Source organism: Microvirga mediterraneensis (assembly GCF_013520865.1).
GTDB classification, from domain to species: domain Bacteria; phylum Pseudomonadota; class Alphaproteobacteria; order Rhizobiales; family Beijerinckiaceae; genus Microvirga; species Microvirga mediterraneensis.
Genome location: NZ_JACDXJ010000001.1, coordinates 3,300,246 through 3,320,480, shown reverse-complemented (window position 1 = coordinate 3,320,480; position 20,235 = coordinate 3,300,246). Strand labels below are relative to the sequence as shown.

Sequence of the window (20,235 nt, the reverse complement as noted above, 5' to 3'; positions counted from 1 at the left end):
GATCTCGTCTTTTGCTTTCAAGGGCTCGTCGCGACGGGCTTATCCTGCCGTTCGCGCCAAGTACGGTAGAGCGCCAGGCGCTTGGCGAGCGCCGCGCTCGGAGGCGGCGCGCTGATGGAACCGGCGCCCGCTCCCTGGATCTCGCGCCAGAAGTGGCACGCCACCTGCCGCCCGTCCGGCGCCGTTTCGAGAGCCGGATGCTGCTCCTTGCAGAGCGCGCGGGCATGAGGGCAGCGGGTATGGAAGCGGCAGCCCGAGGGAGGGGCGGCCGGGCTCGGCACGTCGCCCTGGAGCAGCGCCTTCGGCTGGCGGTTCGTCGGGCTCGGGATCGGGATCGCAGCGAGCAGCGCCTGGGTATAAGGATGCAGCGGATTGTCGAAGAGGGCGTCCGTCTCCGACAGCTCCACGATCTCGCCGAGATACATCACCGCGACCCGGTCGCTCATGTGCCGGATGACGGCGAGGTCATGCGCCACGATGACGAGGGTGAGGCCGAAACGGTCCTTCAGGTCCTCGAGCAGGTTGATGATCTGCGCCTGGATCGACACGTCGAGCGCCGAAACGGGCTCGTCGCCGACGATCAGCTTCGGGTCGCCCGCGAGCGCCCGGGCGATGCCGATGCGCTGGCGCTGGCCGCCCGAGAACTCGTGCGGATAGCGGTCCATGTGCGTCGGCAGCAGGCCGACCGTGCGCATGAGGTCCGCGACGCGCTCGCGCTTCTCGCGCCCGCCTGCCAGATTGTGGAGCCAGATCGGCTCGGCGATGATGTCGCCCACGTTCATGCGCGGGTTGAGAGACGCGAACGGGTCCTGGAAGATGATCTGCAGCTCGCGCCGCAGCTTGCGCAGCTCGCCCTTGTCGAGCTTCACGATGGAGCGGCCCTCGTAGCGCACGTCGCCTTCCGTCGCCTCGATGAGGCGCAGAAGGAGGCGGCCGAGGGTGGACTTGCCGCAGCCGGATTCGCCCACGATGGCGAAGGTCTCGCCGCGCCTTACGCCGAGGGACACGCCGTCCACGGCGCGCACGATCGTCGGCTTCGACAGAAGGCCGCCGCCGCCGAAATGCTTTTTCAGGCCGATGCCTTCGAGCACGATGTCGTCGTCGGGCATCACGCTCATAGGGCGGCTCCACGGTGGATTTCGAGAGGGGCGTACCAGCAGCGTGCTTTGTGGCCGGGCTTGATCTCGGTGAGCGGCGGCGGATCGTTGGCGCAATGGCTGTCGGAGAACGGGCAGCGTGGGGTGAAGCGGCAGCCCTTGGGCATCAGCTCGGCGGGCGGAACCGTGCCGCGGATCGTGGCGAGGCGCCCCTGGCGTTTTCCGAGCGACGGGACCGAGCCCATCAGGCCGATCGTATAGGGATGCTGCGGGTCGTCGAAGATCGCCTCGACGGGACCGCTCTCAACCACGCGGCCCGCATACATCACAGCCACCTCGTCGGCGACTTCCGCCACCACGCCGAGATCGTGGGTGATGAGGATCATGGCCGTGCCGGTCTCCTCCTGCAGGCGGCGGATGAGGGTGAGGATCTGCGCCTGGATCGTCACGTCGAGCGCGGTGGTCGGCTCGTCTGCGATGAGGAGGTGTGGGTCGTTGGCGAGCGCCATGGCGATCATCACGCGCTGGCGCATGCCGCCGGACATCTCGTGCGGATAGGCCCGCAGGCGCTTCTCGGGCGCGGGGATGCGCACCTTCTTGAGCATGTCGAGCGCCCGCTCCCAGGCCTCGGCCTTGGAGACCTTGCGGTGGCGGACGATGCCTTCCGCGATCTGGTCGCCGATGGTGAAGGCCGGGTTGAGTGAGGTCATGGGCTCCTGGAAGATCATCGCCATCCGGTCGCCGCGCAGGTCTGCCCGCTCGCGCTCGGTGAGCGTCAGGAGATCCTGCCCGTCGAACAGGGCCGAGCCGGAGACGATCCGGGCCGGCGGCGTCGGCAGGAGCCCCATGAGGGCGAGCGACGTCACGCTCTTGCCGCAGCCGGATTCGCCGACGATGCACAGGGTCTTGCCCTTGCGCACGGAGAAGGACACGTCGTCGACGACGTTCACGCCCTTGGGCGCGCCGTCGAAGCGGACGGAAAGCCCCTGGACGTCGAGCAGGGGCGGCTCCGCGGCCAGCCCCACTGTGCCCGGAGCGTGAATGTGCGTCCTCGATTGCTGCGTTGCCTCAAGTCCCATGGAGACGTCGGTCCTCGGTGTTTTCGGATATTGCTTGTTCTGGATCCTTGCCGTCGGGCAGGGGGCTCGTCATCACTTTCAACAGCCCGTCGCGCACCAGTTCGAGGTGCTCGCGCATGGCCTGTTCCGCCGCATGGGCCTCGCGCTGGGCGATGGCCGCGATCACGCGCCGGTGCTGGTCCACATAGACCTGCTGCCGTTCTCCTGAACGGGCCCGCTCGCGCAGGAGGCGCCACGTGGCGTCCTGGCGGATGCGGTCGACCATGTCGAAGATCGCCAGCAGAAGCGCATTGCCTGCGACCTCCGCGATCGCCCGATGAAGGGCGCTGTCCCAGAGCTCGCGGCCATCGGCATCGGACATGGAGGCGGTCTTGTCCGCCAGATGCAGGAGCCGCTCGATGTCGCCGTTCGAGGCACGCAGGGCCGCGAGCCGGGCCAGCGCCGGCTCGATCTCCAGGCGCACGTCCATGACTTCGAGCGGATTGGTCCGCCGGGACAGGTCCTCGACATTGGACGGCTGTTCCGTCGGACGGGGACCGAGGAAGGTCCCTTTTCCCTGATGCCGCCAGATGCGCCCTTCGGCCTCCAGCACTTCGAGCGCCCGCCGCAGGGCGCGCCGGCCGATGCCGATCTGCGCCGCCAGAACCCGCTCCGACGGGAGCCGCTGCTCCTCGTCGAAGGAACCGCCTTCCAGCAGGGCTCGCAGTCGCCCGAGGGCGAAGTTCGAGCTATCCGGCAATGGATCGGGTTGGGCCATGGGGTTCCGGTTGAGATTGAACCAATCTTGCCGCTGGTCCACGAGGGACGATCTATTGTTTCGTCTCTATGGTCCGCGACGAAATAAGGCTAGCCCAAGGCCGAACCAATTTGCAACTGGTTCGGTGATGGTTCCGTGTTCAACCCGTGCCGATTCCTTGGCCAGACAGCGAGGAGAAGCGGCCATCACGCTCTGCAGGACCTACGTCATGTGCCTAAAGTTTACGCAACGAAAGTCTAACGATCCCGCTGTCGTCTCCGGCCTCAGGAACCGGGCCGCGGCGGGTCCGAGCCGATGGTTCAGGCCTCGAAACGGGTATCAGGGTTCTCCATGATTCCATCGCCGGATTCGAGAAGGGCCCGCAACCCCTCGCGATAGGTCGGGTAGCGAAGCGTCACGCCGAGTTCGGTCTTGATGCGTGTGTTGCGTACGCGCTTGTTGTCCGCGTAGAAGGCGCGCGCCATCGGCGTCTGATCGGCCTCCTCGAAAGGCACCTCCGGGGGAGGCTCGCGGCCAAGCAGATCGGCCGCAAAGGCGATGACGTCCTGCGGCGGGCCGGGCTCGTCATCTGCGACGTTGTAGACGGCGTTCCGGCTCGGGCGCTCGATCGATGCCATGAGAACCTGCGCGATATCGGCCGCATGGATCCGGTTGAACACCTGGCCCGGCTTGACGATGCGCTTGGCGGAGCCGTCCGCGACCTTCTCCAGGGCATTGCGACCTGGGCCATAGATTCCGGCCAGCCTGAAAATCTGCACGGAGAAGGATGCGCTCCCGCCGAGCGCGAGCCATGCCCGCTCGGCTGCGATGCGCTGGCGCGAGCGGGCCGATGCCGGATTGGGCGGCGTCGTCTCGTCGACCCAGTTTCCGTCCGCATTGCCATAGACGCCCACGGTCGACAGGTAGCCGATCCAGCGCAGGCGAGGAGCCGACGTGATGGCGTGCGAGAAGTGCGCGAGCACAGGATCGGTCTCGCCCACGGGAGGGATGGAGACGAGCAGCGCGTCCGCCCGTGCAATCCGGTCGAGGATGGCGGGATCGTAGCTTGCGCCGTCGAATACATAGGCCTGAAGGCCTTCCGCCTGCATCGCCCGCGCCTTCTCCGGCGAGCGGACGGTGCCGCAGATTTCCGTGAATCGCCCACCGTACAGATCGATGAACTGGCGGACGGAATAGCCGAGGCCGAAGACGAACAGGTTCATGAGAGAAGCATAACCGATTTTGGCAGGAGGTCGCGGTGGACCCTAGCGGATCATGCGGAAAAGGGGAGCCGGATTGCGCTCCTCGTCGCATCATCCACTCCCGAGTCATCATCGGGCTTGTCCCGGTGATCCCGATCCTAAAGGCGCGGCGCTTCACCGAAGCGAGATGGTCGGCATTGGTCCCCGGATCAAGTGCGGGGCGGCCATGACGGGGTGGCGTCAGCTTCCAAAGTCTTTCCGATGTCGGCAAGTGTATTGCACCCGCTCGCGTGCTCCTTTCGGTGACTTGATCGGGGCCCTTCCTTGGGTCCATAACGTCGGGCCGAAACAGGCCGGGCTGTCATCGGTTGAGCGTTCCGCTCCCATCGGGTTCCGGCGTGGAGGCGATCCATGGCTTTGACCAATGAGGACGCGGTCGATCTGGTGGCGTTCCGGCACAAGCTCCACCGCGCGCCCGAAATCTCCCGGCAGGAGGCGCAGACGGCCCGGGAAGTCCGTGCCTTCCTGGCCGCCACGCGCCCGGATCAGATCTTGACGGGCCTCGGCGGCCACGGAATCGCGGCCATTTACGAAGGCAGGCGCTCCGGACCGACCGTCATGGTCCGGGCGGAGCTCGATGGGCTGCCCATCGAGGAAATTTCCGACCTTCCCTATCGCTCGGCGACGCCCGGGAGAGGGCATCTGTGCGGGCATGACGGACATATGGCGATCCTGGCGGGTCTCGCCCGCGCACTCGGGCGCCAACGTCCGCAGCGCGGCCGCGCCATCCTGATGTTCCAGCCGGCGGAAGAGGACGGGTCGGGAGCCGCCGCCGTCGTGGCCGATCCGCGCTTTCGCGAGATCAGCCCGGATTTCGCATTCGCCCTGCACAATCTCCCGGGTCTGCCGTTCGGCGAGGTCGCGCTCGTGGAGGGGCCGGTCAGCTGCGCGTCCCGGGGCATGCGCATCGTGCTCAGCGGTAAGACGGCTCACGCCTCGATGCCGGAGACGGGCGTCTCTCCCGTCCCTGTCGTGGCCGAGCTGATGCCCGCGCTGACGGCCCTGGGCCGCGGCGGTCCCTTGGACAGCGGCTTTTCGATGGTGACCATCACCCATGCGAGAATCGGAGAGCCGACCTTCGGCGTGGCTCCGGGACAGGCCGAGATCTGGGCGACCCTGCGCACCTTGACCGATGCCGGGATGGAGGATCTCTGTGTGAGCGCCGAGCATCTGGTCCTCAGCGCCGCGCGGGAGAAGGGCTTGAGCGTCGAGATCTCCCACGACGACATCTTCGCCCATTGCGAGAATGCGCCGGAAGCCGTCGCTCACCTTCGCCGCGCCCTCAACGAGGAGGGCGTGCCGCACAATGGGGGCAACCTGCCCATGCGGCCCTCGGAGGATTTCGGCCGCTTCGGCCAAAAGGCTCCGGCCGCCATGTTCTTCCTCGGCGCCGGAGAGAACCATCCGAGCCTGCACAATCCCGACTACGATTTTCCCGACGACCTGATCGGCATCGGCGTCCGCGTGTTCATGCGGACCTTGCGGAATTTGCTGGGGTAGGTCGCCCCAATGTCATCCCCGGTGAGCCGAAGGCGAGGGAAGGGGATCCACGATCATGCGCCGAGCCGCGGATTCCCTTCCCCTCCGCTGCGCTTCGGCCGGGAATGACATCCGCGACGTCATCACCGGCCTCGTGCCGGTGATCTCGATCTGAAAGGCTCAGCGCTCCACCGCATCGGCATCGCCTGGACAAGCCCGGCCATGACAGTGCGGAAAACCATGGCCTCTCTAAAGCGGCAGTCCCCGCAGCGCCGAGACCGCCTGCATGACACCGCGCAGTTCGGCAAGGCCCCTCATGCGGCCGATGGCGGGATAGCCGGGGTGGGTGGGCTTGCCGACGTCGTCGAGGAGCTCGTGCCCGTGGTCCGGCCGCATGGGGATGCGCCAGTGCTTGTCGCCCGCGTCCTTCCGCCGCTTCTGCTCCTCGAGCAGCACCGTGACCAGGGCCACCATGTCCGTGTCGCCGCCGAGATGGTCCGCCTCCATGAAGGAGCCGTCCGGGTCCTTGGCGACGTTGCGCAGGTGGGCGAACCAGATGCGGTCCGCATAGCGCTTCGCGATCGCCGGAACGTCGTTGACCGGATTGGCCCCGAGCGAGCCGCTGCACAGGGTGAGGCCGTTGGCGGGTGCATCGACGGCATCGAGGATGAACGCGATATCGTCCGCGTTGGACACGATGCGCGGCAGGCCCATGAGCGGGCGCGGCGGATCGTCGGGATGGATGCACATCCGGATGCCGACTTCCTCCGCGGTCGGGATCACCTCGCGCAGGAAGCGCGCGAGGTTTTCGCGTAAGGCGCCGGCGTCGATGTCCCTGTACCGGTCGAGCATGACGCGCAGGCCCGGAACGTCGTAGCGGTCATAGGCGCCCGGCAGGCCCGCCATGATGTTGGACAGAAGATTGCGCCGGTCGCTCTCCGACGAGCGGATATGCCAGTCCCTGGCGCGCGTCAGCACGTCGGGAGCGTAATCCGCCTCGGCGCCCGGACGCTCCAGCATGAAGCAGTCGAAGGCCGCGAATTCATGAATGTTGAAGCGCAGGGCCGTCGCGCCGCCCGGCAGCGGGTGGGCCAGTTCCGTGCGGGTCCAGTCGACCACCGGCATGAAATTGTAGCAGATCGTGGTGACGCCGCATTGCGCGAGGTTGCGCATGGATTGCCGGTAATTATCGAACAGGCTCGTCAGGTCGCCTTCGCCGATCTTGATGCGCTCGTGGATCGGCAGGCTCTCGACCACGCTCCAGCGCAGGCCGAGCGACGGATCGGCGGCGATGAGCGCCTTGCGCTTCTCGATCTCCTCGACGCTCCAGATGACGCCGTAGGGAATCTGATGCAGGGCGGTGACGATGCCGCTCGCTCCGGTCTGGCGGATATGGGAAAGCTGGACGACATCCTCGGGCCCGAACCAACGCCAGGTCTGTTCCATAATTGCCTCTCAGATAATGGGCCGAACGGGTACGTCGGCGGAAGTTCCGAATTCTCGAATCGTGACGGTCACGCGCTGAGCACCTCCGGCAGGGCATCGGACTCAGGTTCGAACAGGTCCGGATGCTTTGCGGCAAGCTCGGGCAGGGAGCGCAGGATCTCGCTCAGGTGCCGATGCATGGCTTTCTCGGCCGCGACCGGATCGGATGCCTTGATGGCCTCGACGATCTCGGCATGCTGGCCAACGATGAGGTGGCGCGGGGTCGCCTGCTTCACGTCGAGATAACGCACCCGGTCCATCTGCGGCTTCACGTCCTCGATCATGCGCCACGCGGCGGGCCGTCCGGCCGCTTCCGCCAGGAGGCGGTGGAACTCCTCGTCGAGGGCCATGAAATCGTCCGACGAGGTGGCGCGCTGGGCGCGTCGCTGCCGGGTCAGGCTGGCATTCAGCTCGGCCAAGAGCACGGGCGTGGCCTTCAGGGCCGCCTCGCGCACGACCGCGCATTCGACCGCCACGCGGATGAAGCGCGCATCCTCGACGGCGGCGCGCGAGATCTTGACCACCTGCGTGCCCCGCTGCGGCAGGACCCGCACGAGCCCGGCCTCGCTCAGCTTGATCAGGGCCTCGCGCACCGGCGAGCGGCTGACCCCGAATCGCTGCGCAAGATCCTGCTCGGAGAGCATTTCGCCGGGCGCGATCCTCATGCTGACGATAGCCTGCCGAAGGGCGCGCGTGACCTGCCGGGCCATGGGTTCACGGCTGGTATCGAGCTTCGCGAGGGCTGGTCTATTGGTCATAAGTGGCACACTACCATACTAGTAGACCATTGCAAAGGATCGGCGATGGGCTTAAGGTTTCCCCTATGTGATGCTCGCAACCTGGCCGGAAAATGGGCCAGGACAATGCGTCGAGGGAGTACGCCATGCTCATCCACCCGGACCGGCTGTTTCCTGTCGAGCCCGCCGCCCGCGATGTGGCGCGCCGGCTTTATGAGCAGGTGCGGGATCTGCCCATCATCTCGCCGCACGGCCATACGGATCCGCGCTGGTTCGCGAAAGACGAGCCGTTCCCGGATCCGGCGACGCTCTTCGTCATCCCCGACCATTACATCTTCCGCATGCTCTACAGTCAGGGCGTGCGGTTGGAAGAGCTCGGCATTCCGGCGAAGGACGGCTCTCCCGGCGAGCGCGATCCGCGGGCGATCTGGCGCCGCTTCGCGTCGCATTACCATCTCTTCCGCGGCACCCCCACGCGCCTCTGGCTCGACCACACCTTCTCGACCCTGTTCGGGTTCACGGAGCGGCTCTCCGCCGCGAACGCCGATGCCTATTACGACCGCATCGACGCGGCCCTGCGCACGCCGGAGTTCCGCCCGCGCGCGCTGTTCGAGCGCTTCCGCATCGAGGCCATCGCTACGACGGAAAGCCCGCTCGATCCGCTGGCGCATCACGAGGCCATCCGGCAATCGGGCTGGAAGGGCAGGGTGGTGACGGCCTATCGTCCCGATCCGGTGGTCGATCCGGAATTCGAAGGCTTCCGGCAGAACCTCGCGCGCTTCGGCGAGATCACCGGCCACGACACGTCGACCTGGAGCGGCTATCTGGATGCGCACCGCACGCGGCGCGCCTTCTTCCGCCGGTACGGCGCGACCTCGACCGATCACGGTCACCCGACCGCGCGCACGGCCGATCTCTCGCAGGCCGATGCGGAGGCCCTGTTCCGCCGCGTCTCGACGGGCGACGCGACGCCCGAGGACGCGGAGATGTTCCGCGCCCAGATGCTGACCGAGATGGCCGCGATGAGCGTGGAGGACGGCATGGTGATGCAGCTCCATCCGGGCTCCTTCCGCAACCACAACGACGCGCTCTACCGCCGCTTCGGCCGCGACATGGGCGCCGACATCCCGCTGCAGACCGATTACGTGCGCGCCCTCAAGCCGCTGCTCGACCGGTTCGGCAATGAGCCCAATTTCACGTTCATCCTCTTCACCCTGGACGAGACGAGCTATTCGCGCGAGCTGGCGCCGCTCGCGGGCCATTACCCGGCTCTCAAGCTCGGTCCCGCCTGGTGGTTCTTCGACGCGCCGGAGGGCATGCGCCGCTTCCGCGAGCTCACCACGGAGACGGCCGGTTTCTACAACACGGTCGGCTTCAACGACGACACGCGCGCCTACCTGTCCATTCCGGCCCGGCACGATGTCGCCCGCCGGGTCGACTGCGCCTATCTCGCCAACCTCGTCACGACGCATCGCCTCGACGAGGACGAGGCGCATGAGGTGGCCTACGATCTCGCCTATCGCCTCGCCAAGGAGGCCTACAAGCTGTGACACGGGGCATGGCCGGCCTTGATGAGCCATGTCGCACAGAACGGGAGGAAGACATGACGAACCTGATCACCAGACGGACTTTCGTCGGCGGTGTCGCCGGCGCCGCAGGCGTTGCGACCCTCGGCGGCAAGGCTTTCGCGCAGGCGACCCTGCCCACGAGCCCGGTTACCCTCAATATCATCGACGTGGCCGGCAACCTGGCGCTGACCCAGAAGGCCATCGAGAACTACCGCAAGGCGAAGCCCAACCTCGTTTCGCGCATCACCTTCACCAAGGCGACGGCGCCGGAACTCGCGGGCAAGATCAAGGCGCAACAGGATGCCGGCCGGGTCGATATCGACCTCGTGCTCACCGGCACCGACGCGCTCTCCGCCGGCATCGAGCAGAAGCTCTGGGTCGACCTGATCCCCGGCCACGCGAACTCCCTGCCGAAGCTCGACGACATCTACCTCGCGCCCGCCGCCAAGATGCAGGGTCTGGCCAAGGGGCAGGGCGTCGTCGTGACCTATTACCCGTCGGGCCCGCTCCTCGAGTACATGCCCGACAAGGTCAAGACCGTGCCGACCACGGCCGAGGAGCTCCTGGCCTACACCAAGGCCAATCCGGGGCGCTTCCTTTATGCGCGCCCGGCGAATTCCGGCCCGGGCCGCACCTTCATCATGGGCCTGCCCTACATCCTCGGCGACAGCAACCCGCAGGATCCCGCCAAGGGCTGGGACAAGACCTGGGCCTACCTGAAGGAGCTGGGCCAGAACGTCGAGTACTATCCGTCCGGCACCGGCGCCGTGATGAAGGAACTCGGCGAGGGCTCGCGCGACATGACCGTGTCGACCACCGGCTGGGACATCAACCCGCGCGTTCTCGGCGTCGTGCCGAAGGAGGCCAAGGTGGCGGCGCTCAAGGGCTTCCACTGGGTGGCTGACGCCCATTACATGTGCGTGCCCAAGGGTCTGCCCAACGAGAAGATGGCGGTGCTCCTCGACCTCATGAGCTTCCTGCTCACCAAGGAGCAGCAGGCCTACACCTACGACGAGGGCTACTTCTACCCGGGTCCGGCCGTGAAGGGCGTCACCCTCGACATGGCGCCGCCGGAGAGCCAGGCCGCCATCAAGGAATTCGGCCGTCCCGAATACGAGAAGTGGATCGCCGAGAACCCCATCGAACTGCCGCTCCAGCCCGACCAGATGGTCGTCGCCTTCCGCATGTGGGACGAGCAGGTCGGCGGCGGCAAGCGCAAGTAAGACCGCGCAAGTAAGACGAAGAACAAGGACCCGCGATGACCATTGCCCTTTCCCAGTTCGACGAAGTGCGGCTCGATCGTGTGAGCCGCGACTTCGGAGCGCTCAACGCCTTGCGCGACGTTTCCCTCACCATCCGGCGGCGCGAGTTCATCGCGCTGCTCGGGCCGTCGGGCTGCGGGAAATCGACGACGTTGAACTGCATCGCGGGTCTTCTGCCTGTGACCGGCGGGGCGATCTGGCTCGACAAGAGCCGGGTCGACACGCTGCGTCCCGAGGAGCGCGGGTTCGGGATGGTGTTCCAGAACTACGCGCTTTTTCCCCATCTCAACGTGCGCCAGAACATCGGCTTCGGCCTCAAGATGCGCGGCAGGCCCAAGGCCGAGATCGACCGCAAGGTCGACGAGGCCCTGAGCCTTGTGCGCCTGCAGGGCCAGGAGAACAAGCTGCCGGGCCAGCTCTCCGGCGGCCAGCAGCAGCGCGTGGCGATTGCCCGCGCCATCGTCATCGAGCCGCCGCTGGTGCTGATGGATGAGCCCCTGTCGAACCTCGATGCCAAGCTGCGCCTCGAGATGCGCGCGGAGATCCGGCGCATCCACAACGAACTCGGCGCCACGACCATCTACGTCACCCACGACCAGGACGAGGCCCTGTCGCTCGCCGACCGCATCGTGGTGCTGCGCGACGGCGTTGTCCGGCAGGTCGGAACGCCGAAAGAGCTTTACGAGGCGCCGTCTCATCTCGACGTGGCCGATTTCATGGGGTTCCGCAACAAGCTGAAGGGCAAGGTGGTCGCAACCGATGGCGGCCGCGCCGTTCTCGACGTGGAAGGGGCACGGATCAGCGGCGTCGCCCGCGAGAGCCTCGCCGCCGGCTCCGCCGCCTACGCGGCCATCCGCCCGGACGACCTCATGGTCGGCGAGGCGGGGCCGAACGCCATCGCGGCCATCGTCGACACCATCGAGTATCGCGGCCGCGAATTCGTCGGCACCGCCCATTCGGCCGGCGGGCTCGATTTCGTGTTCCGCTCCCATCAGCCGGTCGAGCCGGGATCGAGCGTGCATCTGCGGGCGGACGACCAGCGGGTTCTCGTCTTCGCGGAGCCCATCCAGGGGAGGCATTGATGGACGCGCTTGCTCCCACGGCCCCGGTCGAGCATGGCCCGAACCTGCGCCAGCGTCTCGCCGCGCGGGGATTCGACGCGGTGACCCTGCTCGTCATCCCGGCGGCGATCTTCAGCCTGCTGCTCTTCGTCTATCCCTTCGCGTTCGGCTTCATCCTCTCCTTCGAGCCGAAGGCGGGGGGCGATTGGCTGGCGAACTACAAGCGCTTCTTCTCCGATCCGTTTCTCTACGACACGATCGGCAACACGCTCCGGCTCGCGATTCCCGTCACGCTCCTCAATCTGGTGCTGGCAGTGCCGATCGCCTTCCGCGTGCGACTCATGCGGCGCCAGCGCCTGCTGACCACGATCCTCGTCCTGCCGATCACCCTCGGGACCGTTCTCGTGGCCGAAGGGCTCTTGAACTATCTCGGCCCGCAGGGCTGGTTCAACCGCACCCTCATGACCTTCGGGCTGATCTCGCAGCCCCTGAAGCTCGTGCACAATTACTGGGGCGTCTTCGCATCCCTGGTGATCACGGGCTTTCCGTTCACCTTCCTGCTGACGCTGTCCTACGTCACGGGCATCGACCCGGCGCTGGAACAGGCCGCCGCGACTCTCGGCGCCAGCGCATGGCAGCGCTTCCGCCATGTCTATCTGCCGCTGCTCATGCCGGGCTTCGCCATCACCTTCTGCCTGTCCTTCGTGCAGGCCTTCTCGGTGTTCCCCTCGGCGGTGCTGCTGGGCGAGCCCGCGGGCATCACCCGCGTCATCTCGATCGCCGCAGCGACGGCGGCCTTCGAGGAATACGACTACTCCATGGCCTCCTCCATCGCCATGATCATGGGCTTCGTGCAGCTCGCCATCGTGGTGGCGGTGCTCGCCTCGCGCGGCCTGTTCTACCGTGGCCCCGCTTCCGGCGCGAAAGGGTAAAGCCGATGATCCGCGACACGACACTCGGCTCCAAGCTCTGGGCGGCGGCCATCTGGTTCCTCGTCGGCTTCTTCGTCATCAACCTCTTCGCCATGATCGCCACCGTGGTGACGAGTTCCTTCGCCACCCGCTGGCTCGGCACATGGCTGCCGGTGGGCTTCACCACGCGCTGGTATTCCTCCGCCTGGAACGAGTTCCAGCTCTGGGACGTGCTGATGGTCACGTTCCAGGTGATCGCCGCCGTGGTATTCGTCTCCGGCGCGCTCGGCGTGACGGCCGCCTATGCATTGGCACGCCGGGACTTCGCGGGTAAGCGGCTGCTCGTCCTGCTCTTCCTGCTGCCGCTGATGATCCCGCCGATCACCTTCGGCATCCCGCTGGCGACCGTGCTCTACCAGACCGGTCTGGCGGGCACGTTCTGGGGCGTGGTGGCGGCCAATCTCGTGCCGACCGTTCCCTTCGTGATCCTCGTCATGATCCCGTTCATCGAGCAGATCGACCCGAAGATCGAGGCGGCGGCCCGGGTGTTCGGCGCCAACACGTTCAAGCTCTTCATCCACGTGCTCCTGCCGCTGCTCCTGCCCGGCATCCTCGCGGCCCTGCTGCTGGTGCTCGTGCGTACCATCGCCATGTTCGAGCTGACCTTTCTGGTGGCGGGCCCGACGAGCCAGACCCTCGTGGTGGCGCTCTATTATGCGGTCTTCGCCGCGGGCGTGCGCGCCGTGCAGTCCATCGACGCCATGGCGGTGATCTACATGGTCACGACCCTCGTCTGGCTGATCATCGCGCTCCGCTTCGTCAACCCGACGCAGATCGTCACGCGGGCGAAGCAGCAGCCGGCGCATTGAGGGTTTGACTTATAAAGCGCTGACAGGCTCTCCTCCCCCTTGTGGGGAGGGGAATACGCGCATTCCCTTTAAGGCCGGATTTCGAGGACACCATGTCGGATCGCTTGAACGAAGACTCTCTTGCCGATTTGCCGGATGGCATCCGGCATCCGGCCTATGACCGGCGGACGGTGACGACCGGGATCGTGCATCTCGGCATCGGGGCCTTCCACCGGGCGCATCAGGCGGTCTACACGGACGACGTACTCGCCTTCGACCCGCGATGGGGCATCGTGGCGGCAAGCCTGCGCAGCCCCGATACCTTCGACGCGCTGGCTCCGCAGGACGGGCTCTATACGCTTTCGGTGCGCTCGCAAGGCGGCGAGACGCTGCGCATCATCGGGTCCATCGGCCGGGTCATCGTCGCCCCGCGCGCCACCGACGACCTCCTCGACGCCATGGCCGACCCGCGCACCAGGATCGTGACCCTGACGGTGACCGAGAAGGGCTATTGCCACGATCCGGCAACCGGCACCCTGAACGAGGCCCATCCCGACATCGTTCACGACCTCGCCTATCTGAGGACGCCGCGCTCCGCGCCGGGCTTCATCGTCGAGGCGCTTCGCCGCCGCCGCCGGGCGGGTATTCCGCCCTTCACGGTTCTCACCTGCGACAATCTTCCCTCCAACGGCCGTACGGTGAAGCGGGTTCTCACGCGCTTTGCCGAACTGGTCGATCCGGATCTCGGTCGGTTCGTGGAAAAAGAGGTGTCCTGTCCGTCGACCATGGTCGACCGGATCGTGCCCGCGACCAGCGACCAGGACCGGCAGCGCATCGGCGAGGCCCTCCACGTGGAGGATGCCTGGCCCGTCGTGACCGAGCCTTTCACCCAATGGGTCATCGAGGACCGTTTCTCGCAGGGGCGTCCGGCCTGGGAGAAGGCGGGAGCCGAGTTCGTCGCCGATGTGGAGCCCTATGAGCACATGAAGCTGAGGCTGCTCAACGGCAGCCATTCGACGCTCGCCTATCTCGGCTATCTCGCGGGCTACGAGACGGTGGCCGACACCATGGCCGACCCGGCCTTCGTGCGGCTCGTCGAAGGGCTCATGGACGAGGAGGTCACCCCGACGCTCCACATGCCGCCCGGCGCGGATCTCGCCTCCTACAAGCGGGCGCTGATCGAGCGCTTCAAGAACCCGGCCCTGAAGCACCGAACCTGGCAGATCGCCATGGACGGTTCGCAGAAGCTGCCGCAGCGCCTCCTCGGCACGGTCCGCGACCGCCTGCGCGACGGCGCCCCCGTCGCGCGCCTGACCCTCGGGGTGGCGGCGTGGATGCGCTACGTGACCGGCATCGACGAGAAAGGCGCGGCCATCGACGTGCGCGATCCCTTGGCGGCCCGGCTGCGGGAGCTGGCCGACCGGGCAGGGGGCTCGGCCGAGAGCCTGGCGAATGCGCTGTTCGGCATCCGCGAAATCTTCGGCGACGATCTGCCCAACGACCCGCGCTTCACGCAACCCGTGACGGCGCATCTGACGCGGCTTTACGACAAGGGCGCCCGGAGGACGGTTGAGGAATTCGGCGCGGAGTAGGGGGCGATGTCCGCGATGTCATGGCAGTCCGCGATGCATCGGCTGATAACCTCTCACGTCATGGCCGGCCTTGTACCGGCCATCCCGCTTCTGTGAGGCTCAGCGCTTTTCAAATCGAGATCACCGGGACAAGCCCGGTGATGACGTGATGGACGTCATTCCCGCGCTCCGACCGACGCCGACCTCACTCGGCCGCCAGCTTCGCCCTCTTGCGCTCGCAGGATTTGCACCGGCAGCCCATCGGCTTGATGAAGGTCTCGAAGTAGTTCTTGCCGTAATTGTAGGTGATCTCTTCGCCGGGCTTGATGCGCTTGATCGCCTTGATGCGGATTCGGCCGCGCGACACCGTCGCCACGGCGTTTGGGCGGCACCCATGGTTGATGTAGCGGGCGGTGTTCCAGCGGGGCGAGCCGTCGATGGTCCAGCGGTCGCTGATCTCGAACAGGTAGCGCGTGTTGCGCCGGCGCTGCACTTCCTCGTTCGTGATCTTGGGGCCGACATACTCGATGATGAAGGTGCCCTTCTCGATCACGTCGGTCGCGAACAGGCCGAGGCCGGTTTCGGATCTCCCGATGCGAAACGGTCCTTCTGCGGGCTGCATTTTCATCTGGGGCGGAAACTCCGAGGCACGCGAACAGTCGCACTGGTCTTAGAGCATCGTGCGGAAAAGTGTATCCGGTTTTCTGCTGATCCGGTGCTTGAGCGATAAACCCTGTGCGTCGAACTTGGATCCGGACGGAGACGTCTCCCGATCCAGCGCAGGTTCTTTTGGAAGAAGGCGCGGACGGCCTCTACACGACTTCCGAGGAATCCGCGGCTCCGGCGAGAGCGCGGCGCAGGGTGTCGGCAAAATTGTCGTAAGAGAACGGCTTCGACAATGTCGGGGAGTCGCGGAACCGCTCGGGAAGCGAGCGGAAATCGTAGCCCGTCGAGAAGATGAACGGGACGCCGCGAAAACGCAGGACATCGGCTACGGGGAACACCACCGACCCGTCGACATTGATGTCGAGGATCCCGATATCGATATCGGCCTGAAGCGCAAGGGTCAGCGCGTGGTCGAGACGTGCGGCCGGGCCTACGATCTCGCATCCGAAATCGAGAACCATGTCCTCGATCAGCATCGAGATCATCGCTTCGTCCTCGACGATCAGGACCCGCTTTCTGCGACCCTCGAACATAGCCCCTCCAAGCCGGATTGCATCTGCCTGGCGCCTTGCGGCGTCGTTAAAACGAATCAGCTGCAACAACTATAGTCGATGGTTCGGTGCGCCATCACTATCTTAGGTTATTATGACTTAGTTCCATATCGTAATGCCGTGGGGTGACCAAAGTAAAGAGTCCGGGGCGGTTCGGTTATAGTGCTTTCGCATGTGCAATACCTGCGCGCAGGACTGCGCAATCCTTGTCCCGGTGAAAGTCCAGGGGGCGCATGGTCCGCCCATGCGAAGCGGATGAACCGGCTGGCCGAAAAGCGCCCGGGACCCTGTCCGTGCGACCCGGTGCCTCACGATGAAATGACGTGGGCGCGGCGGGGAGCTGCGGTTGCGGATCGGGTGGCAGGATCTCTCAATGGTCTGCCAGGTGTATTGGTAGCCCGTTCCATGAATCTGCCATGCGGTTGCCTCGGATGGCGAGGGCTCCACCGGCGGCCGTCTAGCAGATTGTCAGGGATCGGGAATCAGGGCCGAAGGAGCCTTTGGATCAGGGCATCGGCGGCGTGGCTGGTCAGACCCCAGGCGACCGGTCGATTGCCGAGATAAACCGTGAAAGTGCCGTCCTGCGTCGCCTGCTTGGCAATATGGATCATGAGTTATCCTCCTCATGGAGAGCCCGGACCATGAGCCCGTTGTGTCGCCATGATGAAATGAGAGGCGCTTCGCGTGAAGCTTAAATTATGGGCAGTGACAGGCCAATGACGGTGCAAAGCCTTGCGAACCAACAGCTTCACAGAAGGTTGCCGTAATGGCAACCCCAGCCTTCGCTAGGCCGCGGCACCTCGGGATCGATCCATGAAGCTTTTCGAATGCCAAGCCTGCGGCCAACCGCTCTATTTCGAGAACAGCCGCTGCGAGAACTGCGGCCGGCGGCTCGGCTGCGTTCCGTCGATCCAGGAGATCAGCGCCCTGGAGCCGAGGGAAGAAGGGGGGTGGAGGGCTTTAGCCTTGTCCGGCAAGAGCTTCCGCTTCTGTGCCAATTCGCAGTACGAGGCCTGCAACTGGCTTGTTCCGGCGGAGGAGGCAAGCCCCTATTGCCGGGCGTGCCGGCATAACCGCACGGTGCCGGATCTCTCCAGCCCGCGGAACCTCGACCGTTGGCGCCGCCTGGAGGCCGCCAAGCGGAGGCTTTTCTATACCTTGCTGAAGCTCGACCTGCCCCTGGCGACCCGGGCGGAGGATCCGCAGGGGCTCGCCTTCGACTTTCTGGCCGATCCTGCGGAGAATTCTTCCGATGGGCCTTCGATCCTGACCGGGCACGACAACGGCCTGATCACCATCAACATCGCCGAAGCCGACGATGCGGAGCGGGAAAGGCGGCGCCACAGCATGGGAGAGCCCTATCGGACCCTGCTGGGCCATTTACGTCATGAGGTCGGCCATTATTTCTGGAACGTTCTGGTCCGCGACGATCCGAGCCTCGAGGGCTTCCGCCGGATCTTCGGAGACGAGCGGCAGGATTATGGAGAGGCCCTGAAGGCTCATTATGCCCGGGGGAGCAGGGAAAACTGGCAGGATGAGTTCGTCAGTTCCTACGCGGCCTCTCACCCCTGGGAGGATTTCGCCGAGACCTGGGCTCATTATCTCCACATCGTCGATACCCTCGAGACGGCCCATGCCTTCGGCTTGGCGGTGCGTCCCAGGATCGCCCGGGGACAAGAGATTGCGGCGGACATCGACTTCGACCCCCATCGGGAAGCCGATTTGAACCGGCTGATCACAGCCTGGCTACCCCTGACATTCGCCGTCAATTCCCTGAACCGCAGCATGGGGCAGCCAGACCTTTATCCTTTCGTCCTTGCCCCCGCGGTCATTGCCAAGCTGGGTTTCATCCACGAGCGGATTCATAGCTGGAGCGGACGCCGGCCGGGAGGCGAGGCCGGTCGTCATATTCCTAAGGCAGTGATCGGAGGGCCGAATTCTCGGGCCGGAGCGCCACAATCCGCATGACACGCCCTTTTGGGACCTTGCATGAAATGTCTAGGTATGAGTAGTTATCGACTTGCCCTCAATGGTTGAGGGCGTTACGCCTATAGCGTTTACGAAACTTGAGACTTTAGAAGGCAGTCCTGATGGGCCGGGGAAATGATCACCGTGATCGCCGACGTCAATTTGGCGGTCAACCCGAAGATCACTGGGGCGATTTCGCTCCTCCAACATCTTATGAACGGCCCATGCGGCAGCAGACATCTTATGGCTCTCCCGCCTCGGGACCAGAGACCGAAGCACGGGTGAAGTGGTTCAATCCTGAAAAGGGCTTTGGATTCGTCGAAATGACCGACGGGTCGGGCGAAGCCTTCCTGCATGTCCGGCAGGTCGAGGCGGCGGGCTATTCCGCGCTCGAATCCGGCACGACCCTGGTCATCAAGGTCGGCGCAGGCCAGAAGGGGCCGCAGGTTCAGGAAATCGTGAGCGTCGACGCCAGCACGGCCGAACCCGAGCCGCCGCGTGCCGCCCGCGGTCCGCGCCCAATGCGTTCGAGCGGCCCCGGCCAATCCGGTGGCGGGTTTGGTCGTCCGAGCGGCGGCCCAAGCGCCCGTCCGGTCAGTGGTCCTCCGGAAGTGCCGGCCACCGTCAAGTGGTTCGATTCCGTGAAGGGCTATGGCTTCGTGTCCGTCGAGGGAGAGAGCAAGGACCTGTTCCTGCACATTTCCGTCGTGGAGCGCGCAGGCCTCAGCCAGCTTGAGCAGGGCCAGGCGGTCCGCGTCGCCATCGTCGAAGGCCGCAAGGGCCCCGAAGTCGGCGCCATCGAGCTCGCCTAAGGCCACCAGCCTTTTATGTGAAATCCCTCGGGTCTAGGCCTTCCCCCTGCGGGAAGGCCTAGACCCGGGCTTTCGCGCGTCCGCCGTTGGCGGCCGGACGATGTCGATCGGCCCCGAAATGAAGGCATGTCGGGGCCGATCCTCCAGAGATGTTTCCACTTGCGCGAAATCATCTCTTCTGCGCCTTGCCGCATTCTTCGACAGTGAACGGAAGTCACTTCACCGAAAAATGCTCTAGCAATGGACCTCCTCGAAGGCCCGCACCCACATCTCGCAGACGCCGGACCGGACGATTTCGTTGAGCGTGAACTCGATGATCGGGACCGGGAGCATCTGCGACTTGATCAGGTGAATGACCGTCCGCAGGCCCGAGGTCTCACGCAGGTCGCACTGGCTCACGTCCCCGTTGATCACGACCGTGCAATCCTCGCCGATGCGGGTCAGGAAGGTCTTCATTTCGGCCGGAGTAGCATTCTGCGCCTCGTCCAGAAGGATAAAGGCGTCGCGCCAGGAGCGCCCGCGCATGACCTCGAAGGGCACCATCTCGATATCGCCGTTCTTGACCGCGATGTCGTAGGCGGCGCTGCCGATCCGCTCCTTGATGGCCTCGATGACGGGGGCAGCCCAGGGGCCGAACTTTTCCTCCAGGCTTCCGGGAAAAAATCCAAGGGAGCGGCCGCTCGGGACATTGGGGCGGGTGAGAATGATCTTGCGGATACGGCGCTGGCGGAAAAGGTCCGCCGCATAGGTCGCCGCGATCCAGGTCTTGCCTGTCCCAGCGGGCCCGAGAACCACGACCTGGGCGCTGTTCTTCAGAGCGTCGAGATAATCGTCCTGCGTTGCATTGAGCGGCTTAATGGGCGGGAGGCTGCGCTCAGCCTGGAATTTGGATCCGGTGAGGTCGAAGACCTGCGCTGTTTCATGGGAGCGGCGGGTCTTGCGGCTCTGCTTCTCCTGATGCTTGCTCAATGACCAACTCCGGGGTTTGGAACTGCGCACAGAGACCTATCCAGGCGCCGCGCAGAGGCGTCTGGGGGAACTTGCAAGAGAAGGTTGTTTGCGAGGGCGAGTCGTTGCGGGCGGTGGATTTCCGCGATCCGGACGGTGAGGATCAACCTGCCTGCCCATCAAAGCCTGTTCTT

The 20,235-nt window shown here is 65.4% G+C and carries 19 protein-coding genes; 9 read left to right on the top strand and 10 right to left on the bottom strand.

Going from position 1 to position 20,235, the window contains the following annotated elements; translation table 11 throughout:
- Positions 1–17 precede the first annotated feature (17 nt).
- From H0S73_RS15655 to H0S73_RS15640, 4 genes are all read right to left on the bottom strand, one after another.
- Positions 18–1,118 (bottom strand): ABC transporter ATP-binding protein, encoded by a 1,101-nt coding sequence (locus tag H0S73_RS15655; RefSeq protein WP_181053015.1) that lies wholly within the window; start codon positions 1,116–1,118, stop codon positions 18–20.
- Entirely contained in the window at positions 1,115–2,176 is a 1,062-nt protein-coding gene (locus tag H0S73_RS15650) for an ABC transporter ATP-binding protein (RefSeq protein ID WP_246388954.1), read from the bottom strand. The genes H0S73_RS15655 and H0S73_RS15650 overlap by 4 nt, the downstream gene beginning before the upstream one ends.
- A complete protein-coding gene (locus tag H0S73_RS15645; RefSeq protein ID WP_181054362.1) occupies positions 2,166–2,933 on the bottom strand; it encodes a FadR/GntR family transcriptional regulator in 768 nt (255 codons plus the stop codon). The genes H0S73_RS15650 and H0S73_RS15645 overlap by 11 nt, the downstream gene beginning before the upstream one ends.
- Before the next feature lie 299 nt (positions 2,934–3,232).
- The gene (locus H0S73_RS15640; RefSeq protein ID WP_181053014.1) at positions 3,233–4,135 is read right to left on the bottom strand and encodes an SDR family oxidoreductase; all 903 of its coding nucleotides are present in this window, start codon (positions 4,133–4,135) and stop codon (positions 3,233–3,235) included.
- 390 nt (positions 4,136–4,525) lie between these two features.
- Here H0S73_RS15640 and H0S73_RS15635 point away from each other — a divergent pair, with 390 nt between their 5' ends.
- Positions 4,526–5,674, top strand: coding sequence for an amidohydrolase (locus H0S73_RS15635; protein WP_181053013.1), 1,149 nt, complete (start codon positions 4,526–4,528; stop codon positions 5,672–5,674).
- A 228-nt stretch (positions 5,675–5,902) separates the two neighbouring features.
- Here H0S73_RS15635 and uxuA read toward each other — a convergent pair whose 3' ends face one another.
- The gene (gene uxuA, locus H0S73_RS15630) at positions 5,903–7,099 is read right to left on the bottom strand and encodes a mannonate dehydratase (RefSeq protein WP_181053012.1); all 1,197 of its coding nucleotides are present in this window, start codon (positions 7,097–7,099) and stop codon (positions 5,903–5,905) included.
- A 68-nt stretch (positions 7,100–7,167) separates the two neighbouring features.
- The gene (locus H0S73_RS15625) at positions 7,168–7,896 is read right to left on the bottom strand and encodes a GntR family transcriptional regulator (RefSeq protein WP_181053011.1); all 729 of its coding nucleotides are present in this window, start codon (positions 7,894–7,896) and stop codon (positions 7,168–7,170) included.
- 125 nt (positions 7,897–8,021) lie between these two features.
- On the opposite strand from H0S73_RS15625, the gene uxaC reads away from it, so the two are divergent.
- The 6 genes from uxaC to H0S73_RS15595 all read left to right on the top strand — a co-directional run bounded on the left by uxaC (position 8,022) and on the right by H0S73_RS15595 (position 15,117).
- Complete coding sequence (gene uxaC / locus H0S73_RS15620) at positions 8,022–9,425, top strand: glucuronate isomerase (protein WP_181053010.1); 1,404 nt, start codon at positions 8,022–8,024, stop codon at positions 9,423–9,425.
- Between the two features lie 53 nt (positions 9,426–9,478).
- Positions 9,479–10,666, top strand: a complete 1,188-nt coding sequence (locus H0S73_RS15615; RefSeq protein ID WP_181053009.1) for an ABC transporter substrate-binding protein — start codon at positions 9,479–9,481, stop codon at positions 10,664–10,666.
- Positions 10,667–10,701: 35 nt separating this feature from the next.
- Positions 10,702–11,787 (top strand): ABC transporter ATP-binding protein, encoded by a 1,086-nt coding sequence (locus H0S73_RS15610; RefSeq protein ID WP_181053008.1) that lies wholly within the window; start codon positions 10,702–10,704, stop codon positions 11,785–11,787.
- On the top strand, positions 11,787–12,698 hold the full coding sequence (locus H0S73_RS15605) for an ABC transporter permease (protein ID WP_181053007.1): 912 nt from the start codon (positions 11,787–11,789) through the stop codon (positions 12,696–12,698). The genes H0S73_RS15610 and H0S73_RS15605 overlap by 1 nt, the downstream gene beginning before the upstream one ends.
- Before the next feature lie 5 nt (positions 12,699–12,703).
- Entirely contained in the window at positions 12,704–13,546 is an 843-nt protein-coding gene (locus H0S73_RS15600) for an ABC transporter permease (RefSeq protein WP_181053006.1), read from the top strand.
- A gap of 92 nt (positions 13,547–13,638) precedes the next feature.
- Complete coding sequence (locus H0S73_RS15595; protein ID WP_181053005.1) at positions 13,639–15,117, top strand: mannitol dehydrogenase family protein; 1,479 nt, start codon at positions 13,639–13,641, stop codon at positions 15,115–15,117.
- 184 nt (positions 15,118–15,301) lie between these two features.
- Here the strand turns inward: H0S73_RS15595 and H0S73_RS15590 are convergent, their stop codons facing one another.
- The 3 genes from H0S73_RS15590 to H0S73_RS26110 form a co-directional block, all read right to left on the bottom strand.
- Complete coding sequence (locus tag H0S73_RS15590) at positions 15,302–15,724, bottom strand: SET domain-containing protein (protein WP_181053004.1); 423 nt, start codon at positions 15,722–15,724, stop codon at positions 15,302–15,304.
- Positions 15,725–15,908: 184 nt separating this feature from the next.
- On the bottom strand, positions 15,909–16,295 hold the full coding sequence (locus H0S73_RS15585) for a response regulator (RefSeq protein WP_181053003.1): 387 nt from the start codon (positions 16,293–16,295) through the stop codon (positions 15,909–15,911).
- A 500-nt stretch (positions 16,296–16,795) separates the two neighbouring features.
- Complete coding sequence (locus H0S73_RS26110; RefSeq protein ID WP_281369174.1) at positions 16,796–16,924, bottom strand: hypothetical protein; 129 nt, start codon at positions 16,922–16,924, stop codon at positions 16,796–16,798.
- Between the two features lie 202 nt (positions 16,925–17,126).
- Between H0S73_RS26110 and H0S73_RS15580 the strand changes: the two genes are divergently transcribed.
- On the top strand, positions 17,127–18,281 hold the full coding sequence (locus H0S73_RS15580; protein ID WP_181053002.1) for a zinc-binding metallopeptidase family protein: 1,155 nt from the start codon (positions 17,127–17,129) through the stop codon (positions 18,279–18,281).
- Positions 18,282–18,505: 224 nt separating this feature from the next.
- Positions 18,506–19,093: a cold-shock protein gene (locus H0S73_RS15575; RefSeq protein WP_181053001.1), complete on the top strand. Its 588-nt coding sequence runs from the start codon at positions 18,506–18,508 to the stop codon at positions 19,091–19,093.
- A 234-nt stretch (positions 19,094–19,327) separates the two neighbouring features.
- Here the strand turns inward: H0S73_RS15575 and H0S73_RS15570 are convergent, their stop codons facing one another.
- Complete coding sequence (locus H0S73_RS15570; RefSeq protein ID WP_202049816.1) at positions 19,328–20,062, bottom strand: PhoH family protein; 735 nt, start codon at positions 20,060–20,062, stop codon at positions 19,328–19,330.
- Positions 20,063–20,235 lie beyond the last annotated feature (173 nt).